Annotated in this window: 13 protein-coding genes; 11 read left to right on the forward strand and 2 right to left on the reverse strand. The window is 68.4% G+C overall.

The window, feature by feature from the left end:
* Positions 1-26: 26 nt before the first annotated feature.
* Positions 27-2,000, reverse strand: coding sequence for an acetate--CoA ligase (acs, locus tag AB0I15_RS17455; protein WP_358095834.1), 1,974 nt, complete (start codon positions 1,998-2,000; stop codon positions 27-29).
* A 416-nt stretch (positions 2,001-2,416) separates the two neighbouring features.
* Here acs and AB0I15_RS17460 point away from each other — a divergent pair, with 416 nt between their 5' ends.
* The 9 genes from AB0I15_RS17460 to AB0I15_RS17500 all read left to right on the forward strand — a co-directional run bounded on the left by AB0I15_RS17460 (position 2,417) and on the right by AB0I15_RS17500 (position 13,615).
* Positions 2,417-3,196, forward strand: coding sequence for an oxidoreductase (locus tag AB0I15_RS17460; protein WP_358095836.1), 780 nt, complete (start codon positions 2,417-2,419; stop codon positions 3,194-3,196).
* Positions 3,197-4,293: 1,097 nt separating this feature from the next.
* Positions 4,294-5,337 (forward strand): septum site-determining protein Ssd, encoded by a 1,044-nt coding sequence (ssd, locus tag AB0I15_RS17465; RefSeq protein ID WP_358095837.1) that lies wholly within the window; start codon positions 4,294-4,296, stop codon positions 5,335-5,337.
* Positions 5,334-6,533: a TadA family conjugal transfer-associated ATPase gene (locus AB0I15_RS17470; RefSeq protein ID WP_358095839.1), complete on the forward strand. Its 1,200-nt coding sequence runs from the start codon at positions 5,334-5,336 to the stop codon at positions 6,531-6,533. The genes ssd and AB0I15_RS17470 overlap by 4 nt, the downstream gene beginning before the upstream one ends.
* 320 nt (positions 6,534-6,853) lie before the next feature.
* Positions 6,854-7,561, forward strand: a complete 708-nt coding sequence (locus AB0I15_RS17475) for a type II secretion system F family protein (protein WP_358095841.1) — start codon at positions 6,854-6,856, stop codon at positions 7,559-7,561.
* A gap of 830 nt (positions 7,562-8,391) precedes the next feature.
* A complete protein-coding gene (locus AB0I15_RS17480; protein WP_358095843.1) occupies positions 8,392-8,910 on the forward strand; it encodes a type II secretion system F family protein in 519 nt (172 codons plus the stop codon).
* 1,003 nt (positions 8,911-9,913) lie between these two features.
* A complete protein-coding gene (locus tag AB0I15_RS17485; RefSeq protein WP_358095845.1) occupies positions 9,914-10,321 on the forward strand; it encodes a DUF4244 domain-containing protein in 408 nt (135 codons plus the stop codon).
* Positions 10,318-10,698, forward strand: a complete 381-nt coding sequence (locus tag AB0I15_RS17490; protein ID WP_358095847.1) for a TadE family type IV pilus minor pilin — start codon at positions 10,318-10,320, stop codon at positions 10,696-10,698. Before AB0I15_RS17485 ends, AB0I15_RS17490 begins: the two co-directional genes overlap by 4 nt.
* 55 nt (positions 10,699-10,753) lie before the next feature.
* Positions 10,754-11,125, forward strand: a complete 372-nt coding sequence (locus AB0I15_RS17495; protein WP_358095851.1) for an Rv3654c family TadE-like protein — start codon at positions 10,754-10,756, stop codon at positions 11,123-11,125.
* A 675-nt stretch (positions 11,126-11,800) separates the two neighbouring features.
* Positions 11,801-13,615 (forward strand): hypothetical protein, encoded by a 1,815-nt coding sequence (locus tag AB0I15_RS17500; protein WP_358095853.1) that lies wholly within the window; start codon positions 11,801-11,803, stop codon positions 13,613-13,615.
* A gap of 408 nt (positions 13,616-14,023) precedes the next feature.
* Here the strand turns inward: AB0I15_RS17500 and AB0I15_RS17505 are convergent, their stop codons facing one another.
* A complete protein-coding gene (locus AB0I15_RS17505) occupies positions 14,024-16,492 on the reverse strand; it encodes a DEAD/DEAH box helicase (protein WP_358095855.1) in 2,469 nt (822 codons plus the stop codon).
* Positions 16,493-16,901: 409 nt separating this feature from the next.
* On the opposite strand from AB0I15_RS17505, the gene AB0I15_RS17510 reads away from it, so the two are divergent.
* Positions 16,902-17,252: an STAS domain-containing protein gene (locus tag AB0I15_RS17510; RefSeq protein ID WP_043629845.1), complete on the forward strand. Its 351-nt coding sequence runs from the start codon at positions 16,902-16,904 to the stop codon at positions 17,250-17,252.
* A 1-nt stretch (position 17,253) separates the two neighbouring features.
* Positions 17,254-17,673 (forward strand): ATP-binding protein, encoded by a 420-nt coding sequence (locus AB0I15_RS17515; RefSeq protein ID WP_358095857.1) that lies wholly within the window; start codon positions 17,254-17,256, stop codon positions 17,671-17,673.
* The last annotated feature ends 820 nt before the right edge of the window (positions 17,674-18,493 follow it).

The raw sequence follows: 18,493 nt of genomic DNA on the forward strand, positions 1-18,493 counted from the left end.
CGGGGGCTTCTGTTTCGTGAGGGCTTCTATTCCTCCGACTTGGCGGACGGGAGCTTCTCCGAGATCAGGTTCATCACCGTGCTGTCGGCCAGCGTGGTGACGTCGCCGATGCTGCGGTTCTCGGCCACGTCGCGCAGGAGACGGCGCATGATCTTGCCCGAGCGGGTCTTGGGCAGCTCGGGCACCACCAGGATCTGCCGCGGCTTGGCGATCGGGCCGAGCGTCTTGGACACGTGGTTGCGCAGCTCGGTGGCGATGTCGTCGCCCTCCTCCGCGCTGCCGCGCAGGATCACGAACGACACGATGGCCTGGCCGGTCACCGGGTCGGTCGCGCCCACCACGGCCGCCTCGGCCACCTTCGGATGGCTGACCAGCGCGCTCTCCACCTCCGTGGTGGAGATGTTGTGGCCGGAGACCAGCATGACGTCGTCGACGCGGCCGAGCAGCCACATGTCGCCGTCCTCGTCCTTCTTGGCGCCGTCGCCAGGGAAGTACATGCCCTCGAAACGGCTCCAGTAGGTGTCGATGTAACGCTGGTCGTCACCCCAGATCGTGCGGAGCATCGACGGCCACGGCTCGCGTACGACGAGGAACCCGCCGCCACCGTTGGGCACGCTGTTGCCCTGGTCGTCGACGACGTCGGCGTCGATGCCCGGCAGCGGGCGCATCGCGGCGCCCGGCTTGGCGTCGGTCACGCCGGGCAGCGGGCTGATCATGATGGCGCCGGTCTCCGTCTGCCACCAGGTGTCCACGACGGGGCAGCGGCTGTCGCCGATGTGCTCGCGGTACCAGACGTACGCCTCGGGGTTGATCGGCTCGCCGACCGAGCCCAGGATGCGCAGGCTGGACATGTCGAACTTGGCGGGGATGTCGTCGCCCCACTTCATGAACGTCCGGATGGCCGTGGGGGCCGTGTACAGGATCGTGACCTTGTACTTCTGGACGATCTCCCAGAACCGCCCGCGGTGCGGGGTGTCCGGGGTGCCCTCGTAGATGACGCTGGTGGCGCCGTTGGCGAGGGGGCCGTACACGATGTAGGAGTGGCCGGTCACCCAGCCGATGTCGGCCGTGCACCAGTAGATGTCGGTCTCCGGCTTGAGGTCGAAGACCGCGTGGTGCGTGTACGCCGTCTGCGTCAGGTAGCCACCGGTGGTGTGCAGGATGCCCTTGGGCTTACCGGTGGTGCCGCTGGTGTAGAGGATGTAGAGCGGGTCCTCGGCGTCGTGGGGCTCTGGGGTGTGCTGGTCGCTCTGGCGCTCCACCACGTCGTGCCACCACACGTCCTTGGCGCTGGTCTCGACCTCCTGGCCGGTACGCCGTACGACGAGGACGTGCTCGACCTGCGGGCACTCGGCGACGGCCTCGTCCACGGTCGGCTTGAGCGCGCTCGGCTTGCCCCTGCGGTAGCCGCCGTCGGCGGTGATGACCAGCTTGGCGTCGGCGTCGTCGATCCGGCTCTTCAGCGCGCTGGCCGAGAAGCCGCCGAACACCACCGAGTGGATCGCGCCGATGCGGGCGCAGGCCAGCAGCGAGATCGGCAGCTCGGGGATCATCGGCATGTAGATCGCCACGCGGTCGCCCTTGCGCACGCCCAGCTCCTGAAGGGCGTTGGCGGCCTTGCTGACCTCGGACTTCAGGTCGTTGTAGGTGAGGGTGCGGGTGTCGCCCTCGGGCTCGCCCTCCCAGTGGTAGGCGACCTTGTCGCCACGTCCTTCCTCGACGTGGCGGTCGACGCAGTTGTAGGCGACGTTGAGCTCACCGCCGACGAACCATTTGGCGAAAGGGGCGTTCCACTCAAGCGTCGTGTCCCACCGCTTGGACCAGCTCAGCCGCTCGGCCGCGTGCTCCCAGAAGGCGAGACGGTCCGCGGCGGCCTCGGCATACGCGGCCGCGGTCACGTTCGCGGCCGAGGCCAGGGCGGCCGGCGGTGCGAACCGGCGATTCTCCTGTAGCAGGTTGGACAGCGCCTGGGTCTCGTTGCCAGGGGTCTCCGGGGCCACCTCGTGCTCCTTCGTATGGCCAGATTGGATAGGTCGTGTCCCACTTCACCAGCTCACGGCCTCCGCACACAAGAGGTCTAGACAGGTCTGTACCGTGCGGCCGGGGACGGGCGCGGGCTTATCGGATGGCATGACAAATGCTATTGAAATGTTGTCATCCTGAAATCAGGAGAATACGCCGCGGCGCTTTATGGGCCCCCTTCGGGGGCACTTTTCTCGATGTACGGCCCCGCGTACGACGCGGCCCCGTCACCTCGGAGGCGGTCGTTCGTCTTTGCCCCGTTCGCCTCTTTCGCCGTGGTGACTTTCCCGCCCGCGCCGCCTCTTGGGCCCCTCCCACCGCGTCGCTGACTATGCCCGGTCACTTCCTGTCATGACGGCGTTCCATGCCCTACTCGCGGGTAAGGTCAGGTTTCGTGAGTGACCCACTGGCCGTCATCGCTCAGTTCCCCGGCGTCCCCGAGGCGGTGGACGAGGCCCGGCAGGCCGTCGACAGGCTCTACCGGCATCGCGTCCTGCGCCGGGCCAGCCCGGCGGTGTCCACGGAGTCGTCCCTGCGGGGCGCCCGCGCGTCGGCCGCCCTGGAGGGCGTCGACGTGTCGCTGGACGCCATGCGCCGCGACGAGGCCCACGACCCGGTGGTCCAGGGGGCGCTGCGCGCGTCGGCGGAGATGGGCCGCATGGGCTCGACCTGGCGTAAGGCGCCCAGGCAGGTGCTCGCCCGGCTGCACGCCGTGGCCGCGGCCGGCCTCGTGCCGCCGGAGGACCTGGGCCGTCCCCGGACGGCCGACGAGGCTTCCGACCCGCTGTCGCTGGGTCCCGCGCCGGGCGCGGCGGACGCGGCGGCGCGTATGGAGGGGCTGCTCGGCCTGCTCGAACAGCCCACGAAGGCGCCCGCGATGGTGCTGGCCGCCGTCGTACACGCTGAGCTGGCCGTACTACGTCCGTTCGGCTCGGCGGACGGGCTGGTGGCGCGCTCGGCCGGGCGGTTGACGCTGGTGGAGTACGGGCTGGACCCGAAGTCGCTGGTGGCGGTGGAGGTCGGGCATCTGGAGCTGGCGTACGCGGACGCGCTTCGGGCGTACCTGAGGGGGACGCCGGAGGGCGTGGCCCACTGGGTACAACACTGTGCCTCTGCGGTAACCCTCGGCGTACGCGAGACGACTGCGATCTGTGAGGCCCTGCAGAGGGGCTGACGCGAGGGCTCCGCGTCGCGGCGACATTGCTCTGCGTCGCGGTGGAAAGGCGGCGATGTCGCTCTGCGTTGCGGCGAAGGGCGTCGAGGTAGCGCTGCGTCGCCGCGGAGGGGCTCGGACATAGCTGACGGCGTCTCAATCAAGAGACGCCGTCCGCCGGTGCATCACGCCGGGTTACCAAGCGTGCACCTTAATTCGTCGGAGCGGGTCAAGCCCGTCTCGACGCGCCTCCCGCGGCTGGTCGCGCGTGGGTACCTGGTTGACGCACCCGGACAAGTGGTCCGTGTCACCTTTCTACGACGGATCCGCCCTGATGGGAACCCCTCGGACCAAGACCTTTACCCGTCCATGGGCGGGGCCACGGACATTCGGGCACTGGGCGCCCGCGGACCCCGTTACTAAGCTGTGACGATCACGGAGGGTGACTTCCTTTATGTGATCGTTATGGCGTGGCGAAAAAACTTGGCGAAAATGCGAGATTGCTCCTCGACGAAACTCGAGTGGATCGGGCAGCATACGGTGGTATCGCCCGAAACTGGAGCGACCTTGCACCGGATAGCTTTGCAAGTCTCTTGCCAGGCTCCGGTGTAGTGATGAAAGCTTTCTTCTGAAACGGGACCGGCTCTACCCCCCCGGAGCCGGACCGATCAGGCGACCCCCGCTCTCCCCCCCGGCGGGGGTCGCCCCTTTTCCCGGGCTTTTCGCCCTCCGGACGGGGACCCGGCGACCTCAACCCCTTCGCGCCGCCCCGCTCCCCACACCGAGCCACGGGCTGCCCGCTCACCCAGCCCGGCTCCCCGCACCGCCTTTGCCCGGCTTCCAGCACCGCCTTTGCCCGGCTTTCGCTTGCGCAGCCCGGCTTCTCGCACCGGCCTTACCGGCTTCCCGCACCGGCCTTCACGGGCTCCGCTCGCGCGCAGCCCGGCTCGCCCCGCCTCTGCCGGCTCGCCCCGCCCCTGGCGGTGGTCATCGTCCATGCAGTTATCCACAGCCCGCCCACACTCCGCGCCCGCTGTCCCCAGAACCCCGTTCGCCCCCACCCCACCACCCCCGCTTCCACCAAGGTTGGCCTCCCGCCCGCACCCAGGAAGGCCGACATGCACCGTCCCTTGGTCATCACCGAAGACCACGCCCTGCTGGACGACCTGGTCCGCATAGCCGCCGCCGCAGGCGCACAACTCGACGTGGCCCACGTCCCCGCCCACGCCCGCCCCTTCTGGAACCTCGCCCCCCTCATAGCGGTGGGCGCCGACCAGGCCGACGCCGTGGCCACCACCTCACCCCCGGCCAGAGACCAGGTCCTCCTCGTCACCCGAGACCCGGAAGACCCGGACACCTGGCGAAAATGCGTAGCGGTGGGCGCCCAAGCGGTCGTGACCCTCCCCGGCGACGAACGCCACCTGGTCGAGCGCTTCGCCGACGCCATGGAGCCCGACCCCCGCTCAGGCTCCATCGTCTGCGTCATGGGAGGCCGTGGCGGTGCGGGCGCCAGCGTGCTGTCGGCCTGCCTGGCCCTCAGAGCCTCGGCCGACCACCTCCGCACCCTGCTGGTGGACGCCGACCCGCTGGGCGGCGGCATAGACGCCCTCCTGGGCCACGAGGAGGCGCCCGGCGCCCGCTGGGCCGACCTGGTGGCCAGGGAGGGCCGGATCAACTCCAGCGCACTGCAGCAGGCGCTCCCGTCGTTCGGAGACCTGGCGGTCCTGTCCTTCCACAGAGGCGAGGTGCCGGCGATCCCGGCCCAGGCCATGCGCTCGGTGCTCGAAGCAGGCAGACGCGGCTTCGACCTGGTGGTCGTCGATCTCCCCCGCCACCTCGACCCAGCCTCGACAGAGGCCCTGACCAGGGCGAAGACCACGTTGATCGTGGCGACGGCAGACGTCCGGGGCATCCTGTCGGCCGTCCAGGTCCTGGGCGAGGCGCGCAGGCACACCTCCGACATCCGCGCGGTCCTCCGCCCAGGAGTCCTCGACGACGACATCGCCGTGACGTCCCTGGGCATCCCCTCGGCCGGCAGCCTCCCCGACCAGCCCAGGCTCACCGCGACCCTCAACCGCGGCGAACTCCCCAAACTGGGCCCGCGCACCGTTCTAGGCGCCCTGTGCACAACCCTCCTGCGCGACCTCCTCCCACCGGCATGACCCCTCCCGACCCCACTCCATCTCACAATCCCGCGCCCTCGCCGGTGTCCTCGGAGCTGGTGGAGGCCGTCCGCATACGTTTGGCCAGGACAGGCGTCGAACCCAGCGCGGCCCAGGTGGCGGTCGCCCTCAGAGCCGAGAAGGCCGTCTACGGTGACGCGGAGATCCTCGCCGTGGCCCGGGCCCTGTGCGCCGACCTGATGGGAGCGGGCCCTCTCGAGCCTCTCCTGGCCCAGCCCGAGGTGACGGATGTCCTGGTCAACGGGCCCCGTGAGGTGTGGGTGGACAACGGCACGGGCCTGCGCCGTACCCAGGTCACGTTCGCGGACGACGGGGCCGTGCGCAGGCTGGCCCAGCGCCTCGCCACCGCCGCGGGCAGACGCCTCGACGACGCCTCCCCATACGTGGACGCCCGCCTTCCCGGTGGCGTACGCCTCCATGCCGTACTCCCGCCGGTGGCCTCCGGCGGCACCTGCGTCTCCCTGCGCCTGCCGCCCCGGCGCACCTTCACCCTGGCCGACCTGGTCTCAGCGGGCACGATCACTCCCGCCGCCATCCCGGTGCTCACCACCATGGTCACCGCCAGGCTGGCCTTCCTGGTGACCGGCGGCACCGGCACAGGCAAGACCACCCTCCTGTCTGCCCTCCTCTCCTTGGCGGACCCAGGCGACCGCCTCCTGCTCGTGGAGGACTCAGCCGAGCTCCGCCCTCTCCACCCTCATGTGGTCCGCCTGGAAACCCGCCCGGCGAACCTGGAGGGCGCCGGCGGCGTGGGCCTGCGCGACCTGGTCCGCCAAGCGCTCAGAATGCGCCCCGACCGCCTGGTGGTCGGGGAGGTGAGGGGAGCGGAAGTGGTGGACCTCCTGGCCGCCCTGAACACGGGTCACGAGGGAGGGTGCGGCACCTTGCACGCCAATACGGCGGCCGACGTACCACCTCGCCTGGAGGCCCTCGGCTGCGCGGCGGGCCTGAGCAGAGAGGCGGTCCACAGCCAACTGGCCGCGGCCCTGGACGCCGTCATCCACCTGACCCGCAGCCGCCCAGACGGCCGGAGACGCATAGCCGAGATCTGCCTGCTCTCCAGAACCCCGTCAGGTTTCGTCGAGTCGGTCCCGGCCCTGACCTTCAACGCGACAGGCCAAACCCAACCCGGCCCCGGCTACAACATCCTGGCCCAAAGAGTCGCCCATCCATGACCCCAGACCACCCCCCTGTCCACAGGATCGACCCCAACGAGAACCCAGGCGACCCGACCCCCCCGAAAAGCCCCCGACCAGCCACCGAGCCCCCCACCCCCCGACCACCCCTGAACCCCCGGCGAAAGCACGCCCCGAAAAGCGGACAGAGGCACCGACAAGGCCTCCGACCAGCACACGAACCGAATCAGCGACGAGAACTCCGACCACCGAGCACCCCCGGACACCAACGAGAACCCCATCGCTCGACACCCCGAGACACGCCGCAGAACCCACCCCAAAGCCTCGACCGACCGAGGCCCCGACAAGGGACAAACCCCATGACCAGCGCCCTCATAGCGGCGTTGTCCACAGCCTGCGCACTGTGGCTGTGGACAGGCCCGGACTTCGCCGTAACCCGCCTGAGCAAACTGACCACAGTCCAACAGAAGCCCCAATGGCGATCCCTGGCCGAACGCCTCACCCGCCCCAACCCCAGCCGCCGCGCCGAGGCCTGGCGACGCGCCTCAATCGAGCTGTGCCAGTCCCTGTCGGCCGAACTCTCCGCAGGCCGCACCCCCGGCGAGGCCCTGACCAAAGCCATCACGGCGGTGGACTTTCCCGACCCACAGCTCCTGCGCCCAGTGATCGCCGCAGCCAGAGACGGCGGCGACGTCGCCGCCGCGCTGACCTCCGCCGCCCCGCCACAGGGCGGCGAGGGCCTCCGCCAACTGGCGGCCTGCTGGGAGGTCGGCACCGCGGTGGGCGCAGGCATGACCTCCCTGGTGGACCGAGTGGCCGGCACGCTACGCCTGGCCGAAGCCCACCGCCAGGACGTGTCCGCACAACTGGCAGGCCCCCGCACCACGGCCAAAATGCTCGCCGTACTCCCGGCTCTCGGCCTCCTCATGGCCGGAGCCCTCAACATGCACCCGTTGAACTTCCTCTTCGGCAGCCTGCCCGGCTTCATATGCCTCATAGCCGGAGTGACCCTCGACGCCTGCGGCCTCTGGTGGACCAGCCGCATGGCCACCCAAGCCCAGCCCTGACAGAACGACCAACAACCCACCATCCACACCCGAACCCTCACAGCCCGAACCCCGCAGCCGTCTGGCTGCCGGAGCCCAAGCCGCCAGAGCCCGAATCACCGCAGTCGTCGGTCGCCGGACGGTGAGCCACCACAGTCCCAACCGCCAAAGCCCGAGCCACTGGAGCACGATCATCCCGGCCTCAACCGCCGAAGCCTGAACGACCACAGCCGTTTGGCCGCTGGACCCCGAGCGGCTGGAGCCCGAGCCGCCACAGACCAAGGCACTGGGCTCAAGCCACCGCAAGCCCTGAACTACCAAAGCCTGAACCACGGCCGTTCAACCGTAAGAACCCGGACCCGCACGCGATGGCTCAGCCGCATCAACGCCTGCCCCAAGCCCCAGAGACGACTTCGCGGGCCACACCCCACCCACTCACCAGGCCCGAAGCCGTCTCCACCCCCACCCCACCCCCCGACCCCGACGGGACCCGACCGATGCTCCAGTTGTTGTGCGCCTTGTTCACAGGGATGGCCGTCTGGCTGTGGTTCCCCGCAAGGACACCCAAGGACCGCCTGGCCCTACTACGCCCGGCAAACAAGCCAAACGCAGCAAACGCGCCAGTCCCAACAGGAAATCCACAGTTGCCGGGCTCGCCACCCACTGAGCAGAACCCAGCACGACACAAAGGCCACCCACCCCACCTCCCTGAGGAGCACCCACACCAACCCACCTGGCTGAGCCCCGCCCCCAACTCCTCACACCGCCTCACCCGCAAAACGACACTCACCGCCATAGGGGCCGGCCTGACTTCGGCCCTCCTGATCGGCGGAGGCATCGCAGGCGTAATCGTGGGTCTCCTCGTAACCCCGGCAGCCGCGATGTTCCTGCACAAACGAGAACCCCAGCAGTCCCAGCAGGACCGCCACCGAATAACCGCCGACCTCCCCTTTGCCGCAGACCTGATGACCGCCTGCCTCCAAGCGGGCAGCCCCGTGAGCGCCGCGACCGAAATCGCCGCCAACGCGATCGGCGGTCCCCTCGGAGAACGCCTGGCATGGGTGAGCAGCCAACTACGCCTGGGCGCCGACCCAGAACCCACCTGGGCCATCCTCGCCAAAGACCCTGCGACAGGCGCACTTGCCCGAGCGATGAGCCGAGCGGCTCAGAGCGGCGCTCCCGTCGCCGACGTCTTGACACGCCTGGCCGACGACGCCCGCGAAAGCGCCAGAGCAGCCTCGGTCGCAACCGCGAGAAGCGTCGGCGTGAAAGCCGTAGCCCCTCTGGGCCTGTGCTTCCTACCGGCCTTCGTCCTCCTAGGCATCATCCCGGTAATAGCCGGCCTAGCCTCAACAATCGTCCTCCCGTAACCCCCGGATCCCGGCACCCGTCGACACCCTTTCGGCTCCACCACACTGATCTCGCCCACCGCCCACCGCTTTTGCCGTCCACGGTCACGTCCACGCTTTTGCCGTCCACCGCCTTTGCCGCCCACAGTCACGTCCACCGCGCCTTTGCCGTCCACCGCCCACTACAGTCCGCCGCCGTCTCCTGGCCGCCGCCCTGCATGCCCGCCGCCCTCTGTCGTCCGCTACTGGCTGTCTCCTGATGCCGTGCGTCGTCTTTACAGCCTGCTGCTGCCCACCACCGGCCATCCACCATCGACCGCTGGCCCGGCCTGCCCACCGCCGCCTCCTCCCACGCCTCCTCCCACGGCGTGCGCAACCGGCGGCCGCCGTCTGTCAGCCACCGCCTTGCGCTGCTCGCCGCTGCTACTGGCTGCTTCCCGATGCCGTGCGCCGTCTTTACGGCCCGCTGCCGCCCACCCCCGGCCATTTACCTACGGCCACCGGCCGCCACCAGCTACCGGCCCAATCTCGCCACAGGCCACAGGCCACAGGCCACAGGCCACCGGCCGCAGTCCGCCCCGCCGCCGTTCGCTGCCCGCCACTCGGGCGTCCCAGTCCACGGTCGGTCGGCATTACCGCGGGAGGGCGGATGAACCGATCAGTCATTACCCGCACCCAGCAACCACTCGCACGCGCTGCTCTCACCTGGAACTGCTCATGCTGGCGAGACAGTCTTTCCCCGCCTTCCAGCGCACACCGCCTTCCAGCGCACACCGCCTTCCAGCGCACACCGCCTTCCAGCGCACACCGCGATTTCCGCAGAAGGGGCATCGGGAGTCACTCAACCCGCAATCGCCCCGCAGCCGAGACGCCCGTCCACAACCCCACCGCTCCATCGAACCCGTTATCCACAGAACGCCATTCGGCTCGCTGGTCGCATCCCCGCTTCAGCCACCCTGGGATCTCCCGCCGGGCAAGACCCCGGCCCTCAACACCTGGAGGCACGATGCACAGTCCCGCCACCATGCCAGACGACATCAAAGCCACCCCAGAAGCACCGCATCACACCAAGCCGAGCACTCACGCATCCAGCCGTATGACCCACGACGCAGTCAACACTTCTGACGCCACCCGCCACGCCTCGAAGTGCGCGAACAGCAACTCGCGACAAGACCTCAACGCCGCACCCCAGAAGTCATCGACTTTCAGCGCAGCGCCCCGATCCACCACAAAGGCATGGGTTCGATCCAACAAGTGGCTCCACCATGTGATCGCCAACGGCGAGCGCGGCATGTCCACGGCCGAATACGCAGTCGGAACCATCGCGGCCTGCGCCTTCGCCGCGCTTCTTTTCAAGGTCGTCAGCAGCCCTGAAGTGCAGGAAATGCTGACCTCCCTGATCGACCGAGCCCTCAACACCGCCAAGGAATGACTCTCCGCCACGCGCGGACTTCCACGAGCGACAAGCGGTCGGCATCGCGAGGCTCGGTCACGGCCGAGACCGCCGCGATGCTGCCCGCGCTCATGGTCGTCCTGGCCGCCGCCCTGTGGGCCATTCAAGCGGTGGGGGCCCAGCTCGAATGCGTGGACGCGGCCCGCGCGGCAGCCCGAGCCGCAGCCAGAGGCGAACCCCTGGATCAAGTACGAGACTTCGCCCGCTCAGCCACCCGCCCCGACGCGCAGGTAGACGTAACCCGAGACCTGGAGTTCACAAAAGTGCAAATCACAGTTGAAGTACGCCCCGCTTGGGGCCGTTCCCTGCCCGCAGTCCGTGTCTCAGCCGCAGCCACCGCCGACACAGAACCATGACCGGATCAGGATCCACAGAAAGCTCCGAACCGTGCAAGACGACCAGGAGACAGCAATGAATGCCAAAGATCGAGGCTCTGCCACGCTCTGGGGCGTGGCCCTCATGGGCCTTCTCATGGCGATAGCCACGGCCTTCGCGACCGTGGGGTCCGTACGCGTCGCCCGCCATCGCGTCAACAGCGCCGCCGACCTGAGCGCCTTGGCGGCGGCCAAGTTGGCGATCATCGACCCAGAAGGCGCCTGTGCCAGAGCCGCCACACTCGCCGCCCAAAACGGCGTCACCTTGACTCAATGCAAGATCACGAACGACACGGCGGATGTCTGGACCTCGCTGCCGATCTCGTTGCCGTTATTAGGCACTCGCACTCTGACGGGAAGATCGCGCGCAGGTCCAGCGGACCCCGCACCGCTGGAGAGCGATCGCTAGAACCCGGTCGCGCGCCTGTCCCAGCCTGCAATCCGTCCGAGCCTGCAATCCGTCCGAGCCCGCGGTCCGTTTCCGAGCCCGCAATCGAGATCGCGCATCGGTGAACGCGGTTCTGAGGAGTATGAGAAATGGAGACGCTGAGGTGGTGGGCACACACGGGGACTAAAGCGCGCTTGGCGGGCGTATGCGGGGACGGAAGCGCTGGCTCGGGGTGCATTCGGCGGGCCGAAGAGTGGCTTGACCGGCGCGCGCAGGGTGATGGAAACGATGGTCGGTGGGCGCATGCGAGGGATGGAACGAAAGGCGCCCGGGTGCGTTTGAGGGACTCCGGAGTGCCCCTTCCTCGGGGCGATCCGTGCCATGCCGACCTGGTGAGCAACCGTCCCATTGACGTTCTCGCCAATGGGACGGTTGGGGCTCGCGAGGCAATGTCGCAATCGAGTCACGACTTCTTAGACATGGTGTCCAAGAGTTGACTATGTCCCGTAAGGTTCCGCTTACCCTCGGTCCATGCCGTATGCGACAGGGAGTCTGGGAGAGCCGGAACGAAGTCGCTAGGGTTCGGGTCCGGGGACGGTCGGTGACCGTATCGACCGGGCGGACTGCACTTCCGGTCGTCGCGTGAGCGCCCGAGGGTGGTCAGGCGGCGCGAGGCTCTCGATGGAGGGAAGCGTCGTGACGGTAGTCGGCAGAGTGGTGGCCGCAGGGGTGATCGTGGTGGGATCCCTCGCGCTCGGGTGGCCCGCTCACGCAGCCGCGATGACGGGCCGGTCTGATTCCTCCGGGCAGATCACGTCGCCCTCCGACGGCGAAGTGGTCTCAGGCTCGTCTGTCACGGTTTCCGCCCGTACGGGGCTCATGCAACTCAACATGGGGCTGTACGTCGAAGGGCCGTCCATGCCGAGCCAGAAAGTCGCCGGAGGCGGGGCGAACCAGACGATCTCCGGGACGTTCGACGCCGGCAGTGCTCCGAATGGGACTTTCACCGTGACTCTCAAGGGAGAGATCACCGGGACCAGATACGACAGCCGTACGTTCAAGCTGCGGCGACCCGCCGAAGCGCCCGGCAACGTGAACGCGAGCAAGCAGGGCACCGAGAAAGTCGTCGTGACGTGGAGCAGGGGGTCCGAGCCCGACCTGCAGTCGTACGAGGTCTCCAACACCCAGTCCGGCATTGTCGGGCGGTTGTCCGCCGACAGCGCCTGCTCCGGGTCATCCTGCAAGGCGGCCTTGGCGGTGCCGAGCAAGGCGGTGGGCCAGAAGGTGGGGTTCACGGTCAAGGCATTCAGGGGCGACGGCGACGGTGGATCGATCGGGTCGGGCGAATCGGCCCCCGCGTACATCACATTCCCCGCCCCGCCTGCGGCTCAGCCGACCAAGAAGACGACGACCAATACGGGACAGACGCCGAAGAACACCGACACGAAGAAGGTCGACGCGCTACCCACGTTGCCGGCCAAGAAGCAGCCGCAGCCCACGAGCAAGCCGACGACCCGCAAGCCGACCACGTCCAAACTGCCGGCCATCCCTGACACCGATTCAAGCGGAAACCTGCCGATTCCCACTGCGGACCCAGCGGACGACGAACAGGGCGAGAACGGCGGCCTGGCTCCGGCCGACGCCAAGGAGGAGACGGACTCCGCCCCCGTGCAGAGCGATGGCGTGAAGGCTCAGTCGAGCGAATCCCCCATGGGAAACATCGGCCAGTACGGCATCTACGTCGCAGGAGGCATTCTGCTGCTGCTCCTTGGCGCTCATGCGGGAGCGTGGGCTCGTCGTCGTGCGATCGCCGGGGGCGGAGGCGGTTCCGCGCCTGCGACCACCGTCGGTGTCCCGGGCGGCGGTGGGACTCCGGTGGGCGGAGTGCAGGTCGATCCTGGGACCCAGGCCAACCTTGCGGCGCAGGGCGGCGGCGGGAATGCGGTTCCGGCCGGGCATGGTGATGCAGGTGTGCCAGCAACTGCGGCAGTGCGTCGGCGGCCCGCTGTGATCTTGGCCGTCGCCAAGACCCGTGTCCCCGAGCAGCCCCATGCTCAGCAGTCGCCCTTATCGGCCGATCGCCAGCCCGCGGAGGGTCCCGTGCAACCGAAGCCGTCCGCGTCCGAGCAACCGCGCAACGGGGTGCCCGCTGCCCTTCCTCCGCTCCACCGCAGTGCGGACGATGTACGGGAGGTCGCTCCGGACGCTCTCCCGGGGCCGGTTCGTATCGCTCTGCCCAGTTCGGCGGTGACAGATGTGCCCCAGCCTTCCGCTCCGGTCACCCCGCTCGCGGCCGGGCGGCTTGAGGAGCGCTGGGACGACTATCTTCCGCCGTCGCCGAGGTCCATGGAGGACAGCGGTTTCTGGGAGCGGCCACAGCCGGGCGCCGCTGACTTCTGGGCGGCCGACGATGACGAGGCCCGTGGTGGTGGCGGCGACAATAACAACAAGAACAAGGGAAATGAACGCGCTTATGTCGGTGGGCTTCGGCAGCGAGATGGCGAAAGTTAGATAAGCATGTCAGAGGGTCTTGGTTCCGCTGCGGGTGCTGATTAAGGTCGTTTCTCAGGTTCGTGCGGAAATTCGCGGCATCGATTCGCCGGCACACGCGTGTGGGTACGCTCGCCCGCGTGTGCGCGTACAGACACGTCGCTCGCTCTGCGCATGGACGCGCGTCGTCGATGAGTGATGCTCGCGTCACGTTGGATCGCACCTGCGCATTTGACCTGGCTGAGGGCGCGACCGTGGGCGTCGCCGCTGGTCGGCGGGGGCAGGGTCGCTGGCGTGTGGCTGTGGGGAGTGGCTCTGCGTGCGCTGACCGTGAGTTATCTGGCTGCGTCTACCGGGGCTTGTTAACGAACCGTCGTTAATTTTCACCGTGCCCATGCGCAACAAACGGATGTGCCGTGCGGAATTTCATTACGGGGCAGGGTTGAGAAGAGTGTTGAGGAGGCGGATGGCGCCGCGCTTGTGGAGGGGCTCGTTGCCGTTGCCGCATTTTGGGGACTGGATGCAGGAAGGGCAGCCTCGTTCGCACTCGCACGACATGATCGCTTCACGGGTGGCCGTGAGCCAGTCCGTGGCGCGGGCGTAGCCGCGTTCGGCGAAGCCGGCGCCGCCCTCGTGGCCGTCGTACACGAAGACGGTGAGCAGGCCCGTGTCGGCGTGCAGTTCCGTGGAGACGCCGCCGATGTCCCAGCGGTCGCAGGTGGCGAACAGGGGGAGGAGGCCGATGGAGGCGTGTTCGGCGGCGTGGGCGGCTCCGCCGAGGTCGATGCCCGCCTCGGCGAGGGGGGCCACTGCCGAGGCGGGCAGGGTCCACCAGACAGCACGGGTGCGGAGGGTGCGGGGCGGCAGGTCCAGCGGCTCGTCGCCGAGCATCTCGCCTGACTGGAGTCTGCGCTTGAGGTACGAGACCACCTGCCGGGTGACCTCGACCTCGCCGAAGTGGAGTGTGCCGGGTCCGAGGGGGTGGGAGCGCTGGGTGGCCAGGATGGAAATGTCGGTGATGTCTCTGGCGAACGTCGTGTAGTCCGGGTTCGCGCTGCTGACCAGGGCCACTCCGGCTTCCAGGTCGAGGAGTTCCACCAGGAAGGTCTCGCCCTGGTGGAGATAGACCGCACCCGTGTGGACCGCGCTGTGGGCGGAGGGTTCGTCGACGCTGCCCAGGAGGCGGCCGGTGGACGACTCCACGACCTGGATGGGGGAGCCGCCGCCGCCTCGGATGTCGGCGAGGTCGGTGGCGCGCTCGCGCCTGGTCCAGAACCAGCCCGCCGGGCGCCTCCTGAGCAGGCCCTGGGTGACCAGGTCTTCGAGGACGTCGGACGTAGTGGTGCCGAAAACGGGCAGGTCGTCCTCGGTCAGCGGGATCTCGGCGGCGGCGGCGCAGAGGTGAGGGCCCAGGACGTACGGGTTGTCGGGGTCGAGGACGATCGCCTCGACGGGCTGGCCGAACAGGGCCTCGGGGTGGTGCACCAGGTAGGTGTCCAGGGGGTCGTCTCTGGCGATCAGCACGGCCAGCGCGTCCTGACCGTCGCGGCCCGCTCTGCCCGCCTGCTGCCAGAGGGAGGCGCGGGTGCCGGGCCAGCCGGTGATCAGTACGGCGTCCAGGCCGGAGACGTCCACGCCGAGTTCGAGGGCGTTCGTGGTGGCCAGGCCCATGATCGTGCCTGCGCGGAGTGCCTTCTCCAGGAGCCGGCGGTCCTCTGAGAGGTAGCCGGCCCGGTAGGCGGCGATCTTGTTGGGGAGGTCGGCCCAGTCAGGTGCGGCGGGAGAGTCTGGGAGTGCCCAGGCGAGTGAGCTCTGGGAAGAAGTAGTCGTGTCGTTCCCGGCTTGCGGCGTGGTGAGCGGGTTGTCGCCGAAGTGTGGGGTGTCACCGGAACGTGCACCGTCTCCTGAGCGTGGGCCCTCTGCGGGACGTGAGCTGGCCTCGGAGTGTGCACTGTCTCCGGAGCGCGGGCTGTCTTCGGAGCGCGGGCTGTGTCCGGAGTGTGGGTCGTCTCCGGAAGGTGGGTCGTCTCCCGAAGGTGGGTCGTCTTCGGGGTGTGGGCTGTCTTCCGGGTGTGGGGTGTGCGCGGAATGTGGGGTGTTCTCAGGGTGGGGAGTGTTGTTGGGGGAGGTGGTGGGTGGGGGAGCGTATGGGGAGGAGAGGGAGAAGGCGACGTCGGCGAGTTTGGCGCGGGCGGACAGGGCGACGGTTTCGGCTCCTCGGCGGCTGCGGACGAAGGCGAGGGTGCGTACGTCGGCCAGGACGAGGTCGGCCAGCAGGTCCGCCGCCTCCGCCGTCGCCGTACGCCGCACAGGAGCCCCGCCCACGCCCCGGAGCTCCGTCAAGGGCGGCTCCCAGAGCGCGATGGTTGTCGAACCCTTCGGCGAGGCGTCCACTGTCACCTCGTGCATCTCAAGCCCCGTCAGCCTCATGGCGAACGCCCCCGGCTCGCTGGCGGTCGCGGAGGCGAGCAGGAAGGTGGGGTGCGAGTTGTACCGGGCGCAGACGCGGCGGAGCCGGCGCAGGATCTGGGCTACGTGCGAGCCGAAGACGCCGCGGTAGCCGTGGCACTCGTCCACGACGACCATGCGCAGGCGGCGGAAGAACGACGACCATTGCGAGTGGCGGGGGAGGAGGCTCCGGTGGAGCATGTCCGGATTCGTCAGGACGTAGTTGGCGTGCTGGCGTACCCACGTGCGTTCCTCGAAAGGGGTGTCTCCGTCGAAGCAGGCCGCGCGGAGCTGGGTGATGCGCAGCTCGCGCAGGCCGCGGAGTTGGTCGGCGGCCAGGGCTTTCGTCGGCGTCAGGTACAGGATCGTGCCGCCGTCGAGACAAGAGGCGATCGCGGGAGTGAGGTAGGCCAGCGACTTCCCCGACGCCGTCCCCGTCGAGATGATCACGTTTCGGCCACGAAATGCCAGGTCGGCGGCCTCGTACTGGTGAGGCCAGAGTCCTGTCACCCCGCGGTTCGCCAAGCGCGTAACAAGAACGTCGGGTGTCCATTTGGGCCATTGGACTTGACCGGCCTGACGTGCTGGAACATGCTCCACATGGGTGACACGCTCGTGACGTGCGGGAACGCCAAGCAGGTGGTGGAGGAGTGGACCTGCCTGTTGTGGGGAGGATGCGGAGGAAGTCACTGTTTCCAGTCTTGCATCGATGGGCAAAGTCGCCGGGAATCGTGATTTCGTATAGACACAAGCCAGGCGCGTGGTTGAATGCCGCGCGTCGGGGTCGGACAGTCTGGGGCCACGCCCCAGACTGCCAGGCCCACAAGAGTACTTTCGCAGGCGAGGCGCTGGAGGATCTGTGGATCTGAAGTTGGATCACCGCACCGAAGACCGACTCACCATCGTGGAGGTCGAGGGTGAGATCGATGTCTACACGGCGCCGAGATTGCGTGAGCTCCTCATCGATTTGGTGAACAAGGGCAACTTCCACCTTCTCGTCAACATGGAGAAGGTGGACTTCCTCGACTCCACGGGCCTTGGTGTCCTGGTCGGGGGGCTCAAGCGAGTTCGCGCGCACGACGGCTCACTCGAGCTGGTCTGCACCCAGGAGCGCATCCTCAAGATCTTCCGGATCACTGGTCTGACCAAGGTCTTCGGGATCTACGCTTCGGTCGACGAGGCCAAGGAAGCTCACGGCAAAGACAAGTAGCATGGCTACCGTCGAGCTGACGTTCAGCGCACTCCCCGCACACGTGCGGACCGCCCGACTGGTGGCGACGGCGATCGCTCGCCGCACCGGCGTGGAAGAGTCCCTGCTGGACGAGGTCAGGCTCGCCGTGGGTGAGGCGTGCTCCCGGGCAGTCGAGGCACACCGCGCTCACTGTCCGGGCGAGCCCATCCGCATCGAGCTTCGTGACGATTCCGGACGTTTCGAGGTCACGGTCAGCGATCAAGCCCCCAGTGACGAGATCAAGCAGGAACAGCCCCTCGATCTGGGCATGCTCTCTGACTCCTTCATGTCGAACTTCGGCATCGCGGTCATCGAGGGCTTGGCCGATGACGTGCAGGTCTTCCCCAGCCCCAAGGGGACGAACATCCGCATGAGCTGGCCCGCGGCCGTCGGCATCTGACCGTCCGTCCGGGCGACCGGGTGCGATCGGGGTGCTGTGCGGATGCCTGCCATCCCGCCGTGCCTCGATCGGTTCATGCTTTTTTTTGTTCTTTGCGTGGCAGGTTCGTTCGTGTGCTGGACGGGCCAAATGCCTTTTTTTGGTACGGCAGGCCGGGGTGGGCGCCAAACGCCGACCATGGTTGAGGTCCACGAGGGAGACGCCCTCTGACCCGCACGGGGCCGGCCGCCGTAACGGCGTCCGGGCACCGTGCCTTCCGTCATGCGTTGACCCCGGGTTCTTCTCTGGCCGTTGCCCATGGGCTCGGCGGGTGGTGACGGGCCAGGGGCCGAACCAGGTAGGTCACCCTCGGCCACTCCCGGTTGCCCTGGCCACGGGGCCTGTTCGGCGCTGGCACGGGGCTCTGGTGGGCGCTCCGGGGGTTCCTGGTGCGCTCAGGGGCTGTGGGCGGACGAGGATGCAGCCAGGTCGCACAGGTGGCGTTGTAAGCCTGCCCAGGCATGAGCTGGTCGGCGTCCCGGGGTCCGGGTGGCCGGGGGTAGCGGGAGCCATAGGGCGACCTGCGCTGGGTGCCTTGCGGGTGATGTCTTGGTTTGGGCGATGTGCTCGGGCTTCGAGGCGGGCGTCGGTTTCGGCGTGTCGGGTGGCGGGCTTGCGGTGCGGTTATCGGTCTCGGCATGTCGGGCGGCGGGGTTCGGGGAGTCGGTTCGGGGGGTCGGTGGCAAGGCGGCACGGGCGGCTGCGCTGGTTCTGTCGGGTGTTCGGGGAGTCGATGCAAGGTGGCACGGGTGGCTGTGCTGGTCTTCCGCCGGGAGCCGGG

It is taken from the genome of Nonomuraea sp. NPDC050643, assembly GCF_040654715.1.
Lineage (GTDB): Bacteria > Actinomycetota > Actinomycetes > Streptosporangiales > Streptosporangiaceae > Nonomuraea.

Coding starts and splice junctions, on each gene's coding strand:
- AB0I15_RS17470 (WP_358095839.1), top strand. CDS start 5,334: ATGACCCCTCCCGACCCCACTCCATCTCACAATCCCGCGCCCTCGCCG.
- AB0I15_RS17485 (WP_358095845.1), top strand. CDS start 9,914: ATGCCAGACGACATCAAAGCCACCCCAGAAGCACCGCATCACACCAAG.
- AB0I15_RS17515 (WP_358095857.1), top strand. CDS start 17,254: ATGGCTACCGTCGAGCTGACGTTCAGCGCACTCCCCGCACACGTGCGG.
- AB0I15_RS17475 (WP_358095841.1), top strand. CDS start 6,854: ATGACCAGCGCCCTCATAGCGGCGTTGTCCACAGCCTGCGCACTGTGG.
- AB0I15_RS17490 (WP_358095847.1), top strand. CDS start 10,318: ATGACTCTCCGCCACGCGCGGACTTCCACGAGCGACAAGCGGTCGGCA.
- AB0I15_RS17495 (WP_358095851.1), top strand. CDS start 10,754: ATGAATGCCAAAGATCGAGGCTCTGCCACGCTCTGGGGCGTGGCCCTC.
- ssd (WP_358095837.1), top strand. CDS start 4,294: ATGCACCGTCCCTTGGTCATCACCGAAGACCACGCCCTGCTGGACGAC.